This window comes from Thermus kawarayensis JCM 12314 (assembly GCF_055393575.1).
On the sequence record NZ_AP043756.1, the window covers coordinates 1,969,729 to 1,984,365 of the forward strand.

At 69.1% G+C, this 14,637-nt stretch carries 15 protein-coding genes and 1 pseudogene; 9 read left to right on the forward strand and 7 right to left on the reverse strand.

Annotated elements, in window-relative coordinates; translation table 11 throughout:
• Positions 1-13: 13 nt before the first annotated feature.
• The 4 genes from ACZ5RK_RS10735 to ACZ5RK_RS10750 all read right to left on the reverse strand — a co-directional run bounded on the left by ACZ5RK_RS10735 (position 14) and on the right by ACZ5RK_RS10750 (position 3,135).
• Complete coding sequence (locus ACZ5RK_RS10735; RefSeq protein WP_054647067.1) at positions 14-889, reverse strand: HD domain-containing protein; 876 nt, start codon at positions 887-889, stop codon at positions 14-16.
• 77 nt (positions 890-966) lie between these two features.
• The gene (locus ACZ5RK_RS10740) at positions 967-1,782 is read right to left on the reverse strand and encodes an enoyl-CoA hydratase/isomerase family protein (RefSeq protein ID WP_464909156.1); all 816 of its coding nucleotides are present in this window, start codon (positions 1,780-1,782) and stop codon (positions 967-969) included.
• A 1-nt stretch (position 1,783) separates the two neighbouring features.
• Positions 1,784-2,491: a phosphorylase family protein gene (locus ACZ5RK_RS10745; RefSeq protein WP_464909157.1), complete on the reverse strand. Its 708-nt coding sequence runs from the start codon at positions 2,489-2,491 to the stop codon at positions 1,784-1,786.
• A 5-nt stretch (positions 2,492-2,496) separates the two neighbouring features.
• The gene (locus ACZ5RK_RS10750; RefSeq protein ID WP_464909158.1) at positions 2,497-3,135 is read right to left on the reverse strand and encodes an ABC transporter ATP-binding protein; all 639 of its coding nucleotides are present in this window, start codon (positions 3,133-3,135) and stop codon (positions 2,497-2,499) included.
• Between the two features lie 48 nt (positions 3,136-3,183).
• Here ACZ5RK_RS10750 and ACZ5RK_RS10755 point away from each other — a divergent pair, with 48 nt between their 5' ends.
• Together ACZ5RK_RS10755 and ACZ5RK_RS10760 are read left to right on the forward strand one after the other, a co-directional pair.
• Positions 3,184-3,834 (forward strand): Crp/Fnr family transcriptional regulator, encoded by a 651-nt coding sequence (locus tag ACZ5RK_RS10755; RefSeq protein ID WP_464909159.1) that lies wholly within the window; start codon positions 3,184-3,186, stop codon positions 3,832-3,834.
• Between the two features lie 9 nt (positions 3,835-3,843).
• Positions 3,844-4,572, forward strand: a complete 729-nt coding sequence (locus ACZ5RK_RS10760) for a 2-phosphosulfolactate phosphatase (RefSeq protein ID WP_464909160.1) — start codon at positions 3,844-3,846, stop codon at positions 4,570-4,572.
• Here ACZ5RK_RS10760 and ACZ5RK_RS10765 read toward each other — a convergent pair.
• From ACZ5RK_RS10765 to ACZ5RK_RS10775, 3 genes are read right to left on the reverse strand one after another with little or no spacing between them, the layout of a single operon-like run.
• Positions 4,569-5,885 (reverse strand): dipeptidase, encoded by a 1,317-nt coding sequence (locus tag ACZ5RK_RS10765; protein WP_464909161.1) that lies wholly within the window; start codon positions 5,883-5,885, stop codon positions 4,569-4,571. The two genes, ACZ5RK_RS10760 and ACZ5RK_RS10765, sit on opposite strands and share 4 nt — an antisense overlap.
• The gene (hspR, locus tag ACZ5RK_RS10770; protein ID WP_054647068.1) at positions 5,882-6,580 is read right to left on the reverse strand and encodes a heat shock protein transcriptional repressor HspR, fused homodimer type; all 699 of its coding nucleotides are present in this window, start codon (positions 6,578-6,580) and stop codon (positions 5,882-5,884) included. Before hspR ends, ACZ5RK_RS10765 begins: the two co-directional genes overlap by 4 nt.
• Positions 6,581-6,618: 38 nt before the next feature.
• Entirely contained in the window at positions 6,619-7,380 is a 762-nt protein-coding gene (locus ACZ5RK_RS10775; RefSeq protein ID WP_464909162.1) for an IclR family transcriptional regulator, read from the reverse strand.
• Between the two features lie 97 nt (positions 7,381-7,477).
• On the opposite strand from ACZ5RK_RS10775, the pseudogene aceB reads away from it, so the two are divergent.
• The 7 genes and pseudogenes from aceB (at position 7,478) to ACZ5RK_RS10810 (ending at position 14,636) form a co-directional block, all read left to right on the forward strand.
• Positions 7,478-9,041 (forward strand): annotated as a pseudogene (gene aceB / locus ACZ5RK_RS10780) (malate synthase A).
• A gap of 109 nt (positions 9,042-9,150) precedes the next feature.
• Positions 9,151-10,530, forward strand: coding sequence for an FAD-linked oxidase C-terminal domain-containing protein (locus ACZ5RK_RS10785; protein ID WP_464909163.1), 1,380 nt, complete (start codon positions 9,151-9,153; stop codon positions 10,528-10,530).
• Positions 10,520-11,560 carry an FAD-binding protein gene (locus tag ACZ5RK_RS10790; RefSeq protein WP_464909164.1) on the forward strand — a complete coding sequence of 347 codons (1,041 nt, stop codon included), beginning with the start codon at positions 10,520-10,522 and terminating at the stop codon, positions 11,558-11,560. The genes ACZ5RK_RS10785 and ACZ5RK_RS10790 overlap by 11 nt, the downstream gene beginning before the upstream one ends.
• A 4-nt stretch (positions 11,561-11,564) precedes the next feature.
• Positions 11,565-12,821 (forward strand): (Fe-S)-binding protein, encoded by a 1,257-nt coding sequence (locus tag ACZ5RK_RS10795; RefSeq protein ID WP_464909165.1) that lies wholly within the window; start codon positions 11,565-11,567, stop codon positions 12,819-12,821.
• Positions 12,822-12,853: 32 nt separating this feature from the next.
• Positions 12,854-13,105: a type II toxin-antitoxin system VapB family antitoxin gene (locus ACZ5RK_RS10800; protein WP_054647795.1), complete on the forward strand. Its 252-nt coding sequence runs from the start codon at positions 12,854-12,856 to the stop codon at positions 13,103-13,105.
• Positions 13,105-13,431: a PIN domain-containing protein gene (locus ACZ5RK_RS10805; protein ID WP_464909166.1), complete on the forward strand. Its 327-nt coding sequence runs from the start codon at positions 13,105-13,107 to the stop codon at positions 13,429-13,431. The genes ACZ5RK_RS10800 and ACZ5RK_RS10805 overlap by 1 nt, the downstream gene beginning before the upstream one ends.
• The gene (locus tag ACZ5RK_RS10810) at positions 13,416-14,636 is read left to right on the forward strand and encodes a glycerate kinase type-2 family protein (protein WP_464909167.1); all 1,221 of its coding nucleotides are present in this window, start codon (positions 13,416-13,418) and stop codon (positions 14,634-14,636) included. The genes ACZ5RK_RS10805 and ACZ5RK_RS10810 overlap by 16 nt, the downstream gene beginning before the upstream one ends.
• Position 14,637 lies beyond the last annotated feature (1 nt).

Genomic DNA, 14,637 nt, shown 5'->3' on the forward strand with positions numbered 1-14,637 from the left:
AATCGGACCGGCCCTAGTCCAAAACAAAGCGGTCCTCGGTCTCATGCAGGCGCACGCGGTGGACGATGCGCTGGTCCTGGCCGCTTTGGCCATCGGTCATGGCCACCACGGTCACGTAGGGGCGTAGGGGGCTTCTCAGGACCTTCTTGGTGAGGGTTTCCTCCACCTGAAAGATCCCGGCGGAGTTGTTCATGAGGACCTGGATCTCCACCGGGTACTTATCCCCCTTGAGGATACGCACCTCGTCCACGGCCAAGGCGCTTATGGAGTGGATGTCAATGCTCCCCAGGGCGAAGGCCTTCCGCCCCCGGCCCTTGGTGATGTCGGTGCCGTCGGCCACGGCGGTGATGCCGGCCTCCAGGGTGAGGGGCTCGGGGGCGAGGTCGTGGCTGTAGATGCTGTGGAGCATGAGGGCGCGAAGGGCGGTGCGCTGCTCGGGATCCGGGTAGATCTTCTCCAGGATGCGGTTCAGGATAGGCAGGGCCAGGGTCACGCCAAAGGCCTCGTGGTGGTGGCGGTGCACCTGGTTGCCCAGGTCGTGGAGCATGGTGGAGAGGAGAACCACCACGTAGGCATCCTCCAGCTCCCCCGCCCCGGATTCCACGGTGTCCAGCCGCACCCCGGCCTCGGCGAGGAGGCCCAGGATGGCCACGCCGGCCGCCCCCGTGAGGAGGGCGTGGACCCGGCCGTGGTCGTTGTAGCCCAGCTTGCGCATGGTGATGTAGTTGGCCATGTTCCACCCGGAGCGGGCCTCGGGGTCTTGGATCAGGAGCTCATAGGCCTTAAGGGCCTTGGGGAAAGGCTTTAACCGCTCGCGGATGGCCTGGTCGGCCTCGGCGTAGAGCTTGGCCTTGGGGCTGGCGACATGGACCACGCGTTCTTCCGTCATGGGCAACCCCTACCTTACCACCATCCCCCCCGGGAAAAAGGGCGGGCCGGAAGGGGGGTGCGAAAGGCCCCGGGGGGTCACTCCCCCTTGAAGTTGGGCGGGCGCTTCTCCAGGAAGGCCCGCACCCCCTCCTTCATGTCCTGGGTGGCGGCGGCGTAGCCGAAGAGGTCGGCCTCTATCTCCAAGGCCTCCGCCAGGTCCAGCCCCTCACCCCGCACCACGCTTTCCTTGGCCAAGGCCAGGGCGACGGGGGCGTTTTTCAGGATGGTTTGGGCGAGCCTCTTGGCCTCCTCCAGGGCATCCTCCCCCACCCGGTTCACCAAGCCCAGGGAGAGGGCCTCCTCGGCGCTCACGTGCCGCCCGGTGAAGATCAGGTCCAAGGCCCGGCCCCGCCCGATGAGCCGGGGCAGGCGCTGGGTGCCGCCGAAGCCCGGGATGAGGCCCAGGCCCACCTCGGGAAGGCCCAGCTTGGCGTTCTTGGCGGCCACCCGGAGGTCGCAGGCCAAGGCCAGCTCCAGACCGCCCCCCAGGGCGTAGCCGTTGATGGCGGCGATGGTGGGGACGGGTAAGGCGGCGATCTCGGCGAAGACCTGCTGGCCTAAAAGGGCGTACTCCCGGGCCATGAAGGGGTCCTCCAGGGCGGCGATCTCCTTGAGGTCTGCCCCGGCGGCAAAGGCCTTCCCCTCCCCGGTGAAGATGACCGCCCGGGCCTCAGGGTCCTGGGCGATGACCTCCGCCACCTCGGCCAGCTCCCGCAGGAGGTCCTGGGAAAGGGCGTTCAAGGCCTCGGGCCGCCTTAGGGTGACCAGGGCCACGCCCTCCTCCACCTCGTAGGAAAGGTGCTGGAACTCGGGGATCTCCAGGATGAACTCGTGCTCGTGTTCGTGCGCCATCTTAAACCTCCAGAAGGGCCTCGAGGGCCACCTCCACCATGCGCCGCACCCCCTCTTGCAAGACCTCGGGAGGGGCGAGCTCGGGGTCGCCGATGCGGTTGGACACGGTGAGGATGACCCCCGCTCGCACCCCCCGCATCCTCCCCAGGAGGAAGAGGGCGCTGGCCTCCATCTCAAAGGCCAGGACCCCGTACCGGGCCCAGGCCCGGGCGGCCTCGGGAGTGGTGGCGTAGAAGGCGTCCTCCGTGGCCACGAGGCCCACGTGGTGGGGATAGCCCGAGGCCTCGGCCTTAGCCCAAAGGGCGCGGAAGAGGGAGGGATCGGGCACGGGGGCGTAGGGGCGGCCCTCCAGGTACTGGCGGGTGGCCCCGTCCAAGGGCACCGCCCCCTGGGCCACCACCAGATCCCCGGGGGCCAGGGCCTCGTCCACCGCCCCGCAGGTGCCCACCCGAAGAAGCACCCTGGCCCCGAGGGCTATGAGCTCCTCGGCCACGATGCTGGCGGAAGGGGCCCCCATCCCCGTGGTCTGCACGGAAACGGGCCTCCCCTTGTAGCGCCCGGTGAAGCCCAAAAGTCCCCGATAGGAGGTGTAGAGAACGGGGTCTTCCAGAAAGGTCTTGGCGATCCACTCCGCCCGGCCCGGGTCCCCCGGGAGAAGAACCCGCTCGGCCACCTGTCCCTTCTGCCCCCGCACGTGGATGGGGCTCATACCGCCTAAGGATACACCAGGCGCAGGGCCGGGAAGCCCTCCACCAGGGCCTCGTCGTGGGTGGCCAGGACCAGGGCCGCCCCCACCTCCAAGGCGAGTTCCCGCATGAGCCTGAGGACCTCCCGGGCCTGGCGGCGGTCCAGGCTCGCCGTGGGCTCGTCGGCCAGGAGGAGCCGGGGCCTCAAATAAAGGGCCCGGGCCACGGCCACCCGCTGCCTTTCCCCCCCGGAAAGCCTCTGGGGCAGGAAGTGGGCCCGGTCCTCAAGCCCTAGCCTCGCCAAAAGGCCCAGGGCCCAGGCCCTGTCCACCCGGCCCGCCAGGTAGCCCGGGGCCAGGACGTTTTCCAGGGCCGTGAGCTCGGGAAAGAGGAAGTGGTGCTGAAAAACCAGGCCCAGAAAGCGAAGCCGCCTGGGGGCCAGGTGGGCCTCGGGGAGGTTCCGGATGGCCTCCCCTTCCCAGAAGACCTCCCCTTCCTTTAGGGGAAGAAGCCCGGCCAGGAGGTGAAGCAGGGTGGTCTTACCGCTCCCCGAGGGCCCGAGCACGGCCAGGACCTCCCCCGGAGCCAGGGCAAAGGACACCCCTCGGAAAAGGACCCCGTTCCCATAAGCAAAGCCCAGCTCCCGCACCTCCAGCACCGGGCGCACCCTCTCATCCTCTAGGCAAAGGATGAAGCTTCGGTTAGAGTGGGGCCGATGACCTCGAGCCCCCTTTTCCAGGACCTCGGCCCGGAGGAGGTGGACCTGGCCCTGAGCTACTTCGTCCGCCTGACCTACCCCAGGGGGAAGGTCCTCTTCCACCAGGGGGACCTGGGCCAGAGCCTGTACCTGGTGGAAAGGGGGCGGGTGCGGCTTTACCGCACCCACCTGGGGGGGCAGGAAAAGACCCTGGGCGTGGTGGGGCCCGGGGGAGTTTTCGGGGAGATGAGCCTCTTAGACGGGGGAGAGCGGAGCGCCAGCGCCTTGGTGGAGGAGGACGCCTCCCTCCTCGTCCTCTACAAGGAGGCCTACCTCGGCCTCCTCCGCCGCCTTCCCCTCTTCGCCCACAACCTGGCCCGCCTCCTGGCCCACCGCCTGCGGGAAGCGGATCTGGAGCTGGACCTTTTGGCCTTTGAGGAGGCGGAAAGCCGCGTGGCCTACGCCCTTTTGAAGCTCCTGCGCCAGGGGTACGGCCCGGAGCTCCGCCTGCGCCACCAGGACCTGGCCCACCTGGCGGGGGCCAGCCGGGAGACGGTCACCCGGGTCCTGCACGCCCTCCGGGACCAAGGGATCCTGCGCCTGGCCCCCGGGGTGGTGGAGGTGGTGAGCCCTGGGCTTCTGGAAGAACTGGCCTTCAGCCTGGTGTAGGGAGGAAGCATGCGCCTACGGGTGGACCCTTTGCCCACGGAAGCGCTGGTGTACCCCGATGTGGTCCTGGTGGTGGACGTGATCCGCTCCACCACCACAGCGGTGGCCCTCTTGGAGGCTGGGGCCGAGGCCCTTTACTGGGTGGCGGGCCTCGAGGCCGCCAGGGCCTTCAAGGACGCCGACGTCCTCCTGGCGGGCGAGGTGGGTGGGGTTAAGCCCCCCGGCTTTGACCTGGGGAACTCCCCCAGGGAGGCCCTGGAGGCCCCGGTGGGGGGCAGGATCGTGGTCATGAGCACCACCAACGGCACCAAGGCCGCCCACACCGCCGCAAAAACCGCCAAGCACGTCCTCTTGGCCTCCCTCTTCAACGCCCACGCCGCCGCCCGCAAGGCCTTAGAGCTCGCCACGGAGGAGGTGGCCATCCTCTGCGCCGGGAAGGAGGGCCGGGTGGGGCTGGACGACCTCTACACCGCCGGGGTCCTGGCGGAGTACCTGGGGCTTCTGGGGGAGATGGAGCCCGAGGACGGGGCCCGCATCGCCCTCGCCCTCAAGCGGGCCTACCAGGACCCTCTGGAGGCCCTAAGCCTCTCCGCCGCCGCCCAGGCCCTGAAGGGGGTGGGCCTCGAGGCCGACGTCCCCTTCTCGGCCCAGGTGGCCAAAAGCCCCCTGGTCCCCCTTCTCTCGGGGCGGGTGGGGGAGGCCCTCATCTTCAAGGGGAGCCTGCCGGGCCAGGGCTAAAGCCTTTCCTCCGCCAGCAGCTCGTGGAAGCGCCGGATGACGGCCACGCCCTTTTCCAGGTTGACCAGGTCCAGCTTCTCGTTGGGGGCGTGGAGGTTGTCGTCGGGAAGGCCCAGGCCCAGGAGGACGATGGGCGCCCCCAGGGCCTCCTGGAGCTCGGCCACCACCGGGATGGTCCCCCCTTCCCGGGCGTAGACCGGGGGCCTCCCCCAGACCTCTTCCAAAGCCCGGGCCATGAGGCGCATGGGGGGGCTGAAGGGGTCGGTGAGGACGGGCCTGCCCCCGTGGAGCCGCCTGACCTCCAGGCGGTACCCCGGGGGGCAGAGGGCCCGCAGGTGGGCCTCGGCCAGGTCCGCCACCTCCTCCGGGTCCTGGTCCGGCACCAAGCGCATGGAGAGCTTCACCCCGGCTTCGGCGGGGATCACCGTCTTGGAGCCCTCCCCCTGGTAGCCGCCCCACACGCCGTTGGGGTCCAGGGTGGGGCGGGCCCAGAGGCGCTCCAGGGGGGAATACCCCTCCTCCCCCGGCAGGACCTCCACCCCGAGCTCCCCCTTCAAGGCCTCCTCGTCCAGGGAGGGCCAGAGGGCTTTTTCCTCCGGGGAAACGGGGCGCACCTTCGCGTAGAAGCCCGGGATCAGGACCCTCCCCGTCTTCTCGTCCTTAAGCCGGGCCAGGAGCCACCCCAGGGCCTGGATGGGGTTCGGGGCCACGCCCCCGAAGGCCCCCGAGTGGAGGTCCCGCCTGGCCCCCCTAAGGCGCACCTCCAGGTAGGTGAGCCCCCTGAGGCCATAGGTGAGGGTGGGGGTGAAGGGGGCGAACATGGCCCCGTCGGAGATGAGGACCACGTCCGCCTTTAGCCTCTCCCGGTTCGCCCGCACGAAGGGGAGGAGGTGGGGGCTTCCGATCTCCTCCTCCCCCTCCACCAAGAACTTCACGTTCACCCGCGCCGAGAGGCCCTCCAGGGCGGCCACGTGGGCGAAGAGCTGGCCCTTGTCGTCCGAGGCCCCGCGGGCGTAGATCCGGCCCTCCTTCACCACCGGGGCGAAGGGGGGGGTTTCCCAGAGCTCCAGGGGGTCCGGGGGCTGGACGTCGTAGTGGCCGTACACCAGCACCGTGGGGGCCCTTTCCTCCAGGAGGCGCTCGGCGTAGAGGATGGGGTGGAGGGGGGTTTCGTGAAGCTCGGCGCGGAACCCCAGGGCCTTAAGCCGCTCCAGAAGCCAAAGAGCCGCCCGGCGGACGTCCTCTTTGCGGGCGGGGTCGGTGGAGACCGAAGGGATGGAGAGGAACTCCAGAAGGGGGGCTAGGGCGTTCACGCGCCCATACTACTCCCTTGGGCCAGGCCCCTGCCCTCCTCCAGGAGAAGAAGCCTTAGGCGGGCCACCTCGGCCTCAAAGCGGGCCTGGAGGGCCTCGAGCTCGGCCCGGAGGCGCATGATCTCCTCCACCCCCGCCAGGTTCACCCCCAGCTCCTGCGTCAGACGCCGGATCTCCCGCAGCCTCTCGATGTCCCGCTCAGAATAAAGCCTTGTCTTCCCAGAAGACCGCTTCGGCTTGATGAGCCCCTTCCGCTCGTAAAGCCTCAGGGTCTGCGGGTGCATCTCCACAAGCTCCGCCGCCACCGAGATCACGTAAACGGGACGGTCCTTGGGGGAAGGCCTCTCCGTCTCCCCAGGGGCGGGGAGGGCCTTGCGCTCCAGCTCCTGGAAGCGGTGGCCGATCTCTTGCTTGAGGCGCTCCACTTCCCGCTCAAAGCGGGCCTGGAGGGCCTCGAGCTCGGCCCGGAGGCGCATGATCTCCTCCACCCCCGCCAGGTTCACCCCCAGCTCCTGCGTCAAGCGGCGGATCTCCCGCAGCCTCTCAATGTCCCGCTCAGAATAAAGCCTTGTCTTCCCAGAAGACCGCTTCGGCTTGATGAGCCCCTTCCGCTCGTAAAGCCTCAGGGTCTGCGGGTGCATCTCCACAAGCTCCGCCGCCACCGAGATCACGTACACCGGACGGTCCTTGTCCATGGCCCTTAGCCCCTCCTGCTAAAGCCTCCTAACCCCTCCTATTGTACAGGCCCTGTGAAGCCCAGGCGCAAGGAAGCTCTCCTTGCCGCCTCCACCACCCGGGGGGCCAGGCGGTGGGCTCCTTCCAGGGAGAGGCGGCTTGCGGGGGCGGAGAGGGAGAGGGCGGCCACCGCCTCCCCCGTGGGCCCGAAGACGGGAGCGGCCACGCACCGCACCCCGAGCTCCTTCTCCTCGTTGTCCAGGGCGTAGCCCCGCTCCCGCACCGCCTGGAGCTCGGCGAGGAGGTCGGGAAGGCGGGTGAGGGTGTGGGGGGTGTAGGGCTCCAGGGAAAGCCCCTCGGGCACCCCCCGGTAGGCCAGAAGCACCTTCCCCACCCCGGTGGCGTGAAGGGGGGCAGGGCTTCCGGGAGCGGTGAAGAGGCGCACCAGCCGCGTCCCCTCCACCTGGTCCAGGTAGAGGGCCTCCCGGCCCGCCGGCACCGCCAGGTTCACGCTCTCCCCCAGCTCCGCCGCCAGGGCCTCCATCTCCGGCCGCACCGCCTGCAGGAGGCTCTTTTGCGGGTAGACCTGGCCCACCCGGTAGGCCATGGGCCCCACCCGGTAGACCCCTCCCGCCTCCTCCACGAACCCCCGGCGGGCCAGGGCCTGCAGGAAGCGGTACAGGGTGCTCTTGGAAAGCCCGGTGCGCCCCGCAAGCTCCCCAAGCCCCCCGGCCCCCAGCTCCGCCAGGGCCTCGAGGACCGAAAGGCCCCGCTCCAAGGTCCTGACCTCCCGGGCCCCCTTTTCCCTCGGCCTCGGCATGTCCCCGAGGATACCAGAACGGGGGCCTTTTTTCAATAAGTGAAAAATCTTTTCCCTTCTTGACAAATCCTCCCCCCTCCCTTAGGCTCAAGCCACCATGAAGGGCGTGGAGATCACTAAGGACCATCCCCTCCTGAAGGAGGTGCTCACGGAAGAGGCCCTGCGGTTCGTGGCGGCCCTCCAGCGGGAGTTCAACCCCGTGCGCAAGGCCCTCCTGGAGCGGAGGAAAACCCTCTGGGAACGGTACAAGGCCGGGGAGAGGCCGGACTTCCTGGAGGAGACCGCCTTCGTGCGGGGCGGGGCGTGGCGGGTGGCCGAGGCCCCAGAAGGACCTCTTGGACCGCCGGGTGGAGATCACGGGCCCCGTGGAGCGGAAGATGATCGTGAACGCGCTGAACTCCGGGGCCAAGGTCTTCATGGCCGACTTTGAGGACGCCCTCTCCCCCACCTGGGACAACGTCATAAGGGGCCAGAAGAACCTCATGGACGCCGTCCGCCGCCAGATAGACTTCGTCTCCCCGGAGGGCAAGGCGTACCGGCTCAAGGAGAAGACCGCCACCCTGGTGGTGCGCCCAAGGGGCTGGCACCTGGTGGAAAAGCACGTCTACGTGGACGGGGAGCCCATCTCGGCGAGCCTCTTTGACTTCGGCCTCTACTTCTTCCACAACGCCCACGAGCTTCTAAAGCAGGGGAGCGGGCCCTACTTCTACCTGCCCAAGCTGGAAAGCCACCTCGAGGCCCGCCTCTGGAACGAAGTCTTCAACTTCGCCCAGGACTACCTGGGGGTCCCCCGGGGGACCATCCGGGCCACGGTGCTCATAGAAACCATCCTGGCGGCCTTTGAGATGGAGGAGATCCTCTACGAGCTCAAGGAGCACGCCGCCGGGCTCAACGCTGGCCGCTGGGACTACATCTTCAGCTGCATCAAGAAGTTCGCCACCACCGCCCCCATCTTCCCTGACCGGGCCCAGGTGACCATGACCGTGCCCTTCATGAAGGCCTACACCGAGCTGTTGGTGAAGTCCTGCCACACCCACGAGGCCCACGCCATCGGGGGCATGGCCGCCTTCATCCCGAGCCGCAAGGACCCCGAGGTGAACGAAAGGGCCTTCCAGCAGGTCCGGGCCGACAAGGAGAGGGAGGCCTCCCAGGGCTTTGACGGCACCTGGGTGGCCCACCCCGACCTGGTGCCCGTGGCCATGGAGGTCTTTGACCGCCACCTGGGGAACAACCCCCACCAGAAGCACGTGAAGCGGGAGGACGTCCGGGTGACGGCGGAGGACCTCCTGAACTTTGAGGTTCCCGGCGGCAAGGTGACGGAGGCGGGGCTTCGCAACAACGTCTCCGTGGCCCTGCAGTACCTGAACCAGTGGCTCCTCGGGAACGGGGCCGCCGCCATCTTCAACCTCATGGAGGACGCCGCCACCGCCGAGATCAGCCGGGCCCAGCTCTGGCAGTGGGTGCACCGGGGGGCCACGCTGGAAGACGGCTGCACCGTCACCCAAGACCTCTACCAAAAGGTCAAGGAGGAGGAGCTCGCCAAGCTGGGGGGGCGGGACAAGGAGCGCTACCGGGAGGCCGAAGAGATCCTGGACAAGCTCGTCCTCTCGGAGGAGTTCGTGGAGTTCCTGACCCTGGTGGCCTACGACTACCTTGACTGACCCCTGGCGGCCCCACTGGGGTAGAGGCCTTCATGAGAAAGGGCGGGCACCTAGGCGGGGGGCTTCCCCCGCCCCTTTGCCCTAAAGTGGAGAAAGAGGGAGGCGAAGCGTGGGGTTTTTGGAGGAACTCAAGGCCCTCTTCCCGGGACGGGTCCTCACCAAGGAGGCGGAGCTTGCCCCCTACGAGTCCGACGCTCTCACCGCCTACCGCAAAAGGCCCCTGGCCGTGGTCCTGCCGGAAAGGAAGGAGGAGGTGGTGGAGGCGGTCCGGCTCTGCCACCGGCACGGCGTCCCCTTCGTGGCCCGGGGAAGCGGGACGAGCCTCTCGGGAGGCTCCCTTCCCGTGGAGGGGGGGGTGGTGATCGCCCTGAACCGGATGAACCGGGTGCTGAAACTAGATCCCAAGGCCCGGATCGCCGTGGTGGAGCCTGGGGTGGTGAACCTGGAGGTCACCCGCCAGGCAAGCCCCTTTGGCCTCTACTACGCCCCGGACCCCTCCAGCCAGCCCGTCTCCACCATCGGGGGGAACGTGGCCTTCAACTCCGGGGGGGCCCACTGCCTGAAGTACGGGATGACAGCGAACCACGTGCTGGGCCTGGAGCTCGTCACCCCCACGGGGGAGGTGGTGCACCTCGGGGGGGAGAGCCTGGAGGCCGTGGGCCCGGACCTCCACGGCTTCTTCGTGGGCACCGAGGGGCTTTTGGGGGTGGCGGTGGAGATCACCCTAAGGCTTCTCCCCAAGCCCGAGGCCTACCACACCGTCCTCGCCGCCTACCCCACCCTGGAGGCCGCGGGGGAGGCGGTGAGCCAGGTCATCCGGGCGGGGCTTTTGCCGGGGGCCATGGAGATCATGGACCGCCTGAGCATCGAGGCCGCCGAGAAGGCGGTGGGGGCGGGCTACCCCCCGGTGGAAGGGCTCCTCATCGTGGAGCTGGAGGGCCCCAAGGAGGAGGTGGCCGCCGAGGCAGAGGTGCTCCACCAGGTCCTGGGGGAGAGCGGGGCCCTGGAGGTGCGGGTGGCGCGGGGCGAGGCCGAGCGCCAGGCCATCTGGAAGGGAAGGAAGGCGGCCTTCAGCGCCGTGGGGAGGCTTTCCCCCGATTACCTGGTCCAGGACGGGGTGGTGCCCCGCTCCCGGCTCGGGGAGGCCCTGAGGGAGATCGGAAGGCTCTCCCGGGAGTACGGCCTTAGGGTGGCCAACGTCTTCCACGCCGGGGACGGAAACCTGCACCCCCTGGTCCTTTACGACGGCAAAAAGCCTGGGGAGCTGGAAAGGGCCGAGGCCCTGGCCGGGGAGATCCTCAGGCTCTGCGTGCGGCTTGGGGGCTCCCTCACGGGGGAGCACGGCATCGGGGTGGAGAAGAAGGGCTACATGCCCGAGATGTTCTCCCGGGAAGACCTCGAGGCCATGGAGGGGGTGAAGCGGGCCCTGGACCCCAAAGGCCTCGCCAACCGGGGCAAGGTCCTGCCGGAGGTGGCCCGTGCGGGTTGAGGCCAGGACCCTGGAGGAGGTGCGGGAGGCGGTCCTCGCCCACCCCCGCCTGAGGGCGCAAGGCGGGGGGACCAAGCCCGCCCTCTCCGCGCCCAAGGAGGGGGAAGTCCTCTTGGACCTTTCCGGGCTTCGGGGCCTTCTGGAGTACGAGCCCGAGGAGTTCGTCTTCACCGCCTTCGCCGGGACGCCCATCGCCGAAGTGGAGGAGGCCCTAAGGGCCCACGGCCAGTACCTGCCCTTTGACCCGCCCCTGGCGGGGAAAGGGGCCACCCTGGGGGGGACGGTGGCGGCGGGGCTTTCCGGCCCCTTGCGCCACCGCTATGGGGGCCTAAGGGACTTCCTCCTCGGGGTGCGCTTCGTGGACGGGGAGGGGAGGGTGGTGAGGGGTGGGGGCAAGGTGGTGAAGAACGCCGCGGGCTTCCCCTTCCACCGCCTGATGGTGGGCTCCCTGGGGGCCTTCGGGGTCATGGTGGAGCTCTCCTTCAAGGTCTTCCCCAGGCCCCGGGCCACCCGCACCCTCAGGGTGCGGCGGGAAACCTTAAGAGAAGCCCTCGCCCACCTGGAAAGGCTAAGGCTCCTCCCCTTGGACCTCCTCGCCTTAGATCTCGTCCCCCCCGCCACCCTGGAGCTCCGCCTCGGGGGGTTTGAGAAGAGCGTGGAGGCCCGCCTAGGGCGCCTCTTGGACCTCCTGGGGGAGGGGGAGGTCCTGGAGGAGGACGCCTCCCACTGGGAGGCGGTGCGGGACCTGGCCTTTTTGGAGGGAAGCCCCGTCTGGGTCAAGCTCCCCGCCAAGCCCCACCTGATCCCCGGGCTGGAGGGGCTTCCCCTGGACCCGAGGCGCTACCTGGAGGGGGGAGAGGTGCTCTACGCCGGGGCCACGGAGGAGGGCCTAAAGGCGCTAAGGGAGGCGGGCCTTCCCCACCTGGTGCTCAAGGGGGCGGAAGCGCCCCCCTTCCCCGGGCCCCAAAACCCCTTCTTCGCCGGCGTCAAGAAGGCCCTGGACCCCAGGGGCCGCTTTCCTTTAGGGTGAGAGCATGCAGCACCGGATCCCCGTGGAAACCCTGGGCAAGGAAGGGGAGGTCATGGCCCACGCCATCGAAGCCTGCGTCCACTGCGGCTTCTGCCTCCCCACCTGCCCCACCTACGTGGTCCTCCAGGAGGAGATGGACTCCCCCAGGGGCCGGATCTTCCTCATGAAGGAGGTCCTGGAGGGAAGCCTCCCCCTGGAGGAGGCCCTGCCCTACCTGGACCGCTGCCTGGCCTGCCAGGCCTGCGTCACCGCCTGCCCAAGCGGGGTGCCCTACGGCGAGCTCATCGCCACCTTCCGCCTCTGGAGCGAAGGGAGGCGGCACCGCTCTCCCCTGGAAGCCACCTACCGCCTGGGCCTCCTCCGCACCCTTCCCTACCCCGGGCGCTTCCGGCCCCTGGCGGGGCTCGGCGTCCGCCTGAAGCCCCTCCTTAAGCCCCTGCCCCTCCCCAAGCCCCTGAAGACCCCCCTCACCCTCCTCCCGGACCGCCTCCCCGAGGAGGCCCCCTACCGGGAGGTCTACCCCGCCAAGGGGGAGAGGCGGGCGCAGGTGGGGCTCCTTCTGGGGTGCGCCCAGCGGGTCTTGCGCCCCTCCATCAACCAGGCCACCATAAAAGTTCTGCAGGAAAACGGCGCGGAGGTCCTGGTCCTGAAGGAGCAGGCCTGCTGCGGGGCCCTAAACCTCCACGCCGGGGACAAGGAGGGGGCGAGGGCCCTCGCCCGGAAGAACCTGAAGGCCTTCCGGGAGGTGGACCACGTGGTCACCAACGCCGCCGGGTGCGGCTCGGGGATGAAGGAGTACCCCCTCCTCTTCCTGGGGGAGCCCGAGGAGGAGGAGGCCCAGGCCTTCGCCGCCAAGGTGAAGGACGTGGCGGTGCTCCTGGACGAGCTGGGCTTCGCCCCGCCCAAGGCCCCTTCCCGGCCCCTCAAGGTGGCCTACCACGACGCCTGCCACCTGGCCCACGCCCAAGGGGTGAGGGAGGCCCCGAGGAGGCTTCTAAAGGCGGCGGGCCTCGAGGTCTTAGAGCCCAGGGAGTGGGAGCTCTGCTGCGGTTCGGCCGGCACCTACAACCTCTTCCAGCCGGAGATCGCCGAGGCCTTAGGAAGGAGGAAGGCGGAAAACCTAAAGGCCACGGGGGCGGACCTGGTGGCCACGGGCAACATCGGCTGCCTCACCCAGATCCAGGCCTACCTGGACCTCCCCGTGCTGCACACGGTAGAACTCCTCGCCCTCCTCTACGAGGGGAAGGACCCCTTGGCTTGACATGCATACGCTTATGCAGCCTTGCTTAAAGCATGGCCCTCACCATCCGCAACCGGGAGGTGGAGCGTCTGGCCGAGGAGGTGGCCCGCCTCGCCGGGGAAACCAAGACCGAGGCCGTAAGGAAGGCCCTGGAGATGCGCCTTAGGGAACTCCAGCGGAAGCGAAACTTTGACCGGGTGATCCGCTTCCTGGAGGAGGAGGTCTGGCCCCAGATCCCGCCGGAGCTTTTGGGGAAGGGAATCGCCAAGGAAGAGATCCTGGGGTACGGCAAGGAGGGGTACTGATGGTACTGGACACCTCCGTCCTCCTCGCCCTACTCTTCCGGGAAGAGGGGTACGAGGAGCTTTTGGAGCAACTCCGGCGCACCCGCCCCCACAGGGTAGCCGCCCCCACCTTGGCCGAAGCGGGAATCGTCCTGGGCGCCCGGCTGGGCTTTGAGCGGGTGCATCCTCTCTTTGAGCTCCTAACCGAGCTCCAGGCCGAGATCGTGCCCTTCACCGAAGGGCATGCCCGGGAAGCCATTTCCGCTTACCGGCGCTACGGGCGGGGCAGGCACCCCGCCGGGCTCAACTTCTTTGACCGGACGGACCTGGCGTGGAAGCCCTCCTGAAGGAAGCCTTCCTGGAGGCCCTAAAGGCCACGGACCCCTACCGCCTCACGGCAAGGCACCTTCCCCCCTGGCGGCCGGACCTCGTCCTAGCGGTGGGGAAGGCGGCGGCCCCCATGCTCCAGGCCGCCCTGGACCGCTACGGGGAGGTCCCCTACCACCTCACCCTGCCCAAGGGGCAGGACGCCCGGGGGCTCAGGGCGGTCTTCGCTCGCCATCCCGTCCCTGACGAGGAGAGCCTCCGGGCGGCGGAGGAGGTCCTGGCCCTCCTCCAGGGGCTTTCCCCGAGGGCGCGGGTTTTGGCCCTGGCCTCGGGCGGGGGAAGCGCCCTCTGGTGCGCCCCCCTGGGGATCTCCCTGGAGGAAAAGCAGGCCCTCACCGAGGCCCTCTTGCGGAGTGGGGCCAGCATCCACGAGGTGAACGCCGTGCGCAAGCACCTCTCCCGCATCAAGGGAGGCAGGGCCCTCCTGGCCACGAGGGCTAAGGTCCACGTCCTCCTCCTCTCCGACGTGCCGGGGGACGACCCCGCGGTCATCGCCTCCGGCCCCTTCCACCCCGACCCCACCACCCACGCCGAGGCCCTCGCCGTGCTGGACCGCTTCGGCCTCGCCTTCCCTGGGGCCCGGGCCGTCCTCCAGCAGGGGGTGGAAGGGCGCCTCCCCGAGACCCTAAAGCCCCAAGACCCCGCCCTAAGGCGCCTCACCTGGCGCCTCGTGGGCACGAACCTCCACCTCCTCCGGGCGGCGCAAAGGTTCTTGCGGGCCCAGGGCTTCCGGGCGGCGGTCCTCTCCCACCGCCTCGGGGGGGAGGCCAGGGCCCTCGCCCGCTTCCACGCCGAGCTCATAGGGGCCATCCGGGCCCACGGGGTGCCCTTCAGAAAGCCCCTCTTCCTCCTCTCCGGAGGGGAGGCCCAGGTGCGGGTCCTGGGCAAGGGAAAGGGGGGGCGGAACCTGGAGTTTTTGCTCGCCCTCTACGCCCACCTCGAGGCCCCCCTTTACGCCCTCGCCGCCGACTCCGACGGCCTGGACGGCCCTAGCGGCGCCGCCGGGGCCCTCCTCACCCCGGCGGTGTGGGAAAAGGGCCTGGACCCCAGGCCCTTCCTGGAGGAAAACGACAGCCTCGGCTTCTTCCAGGAGGCGGGAACCCTTCTTAGGACCGGCCCCACGGGGACCAACCTCAACGATTTCCGGCTCATCTTTGTAGACTGAG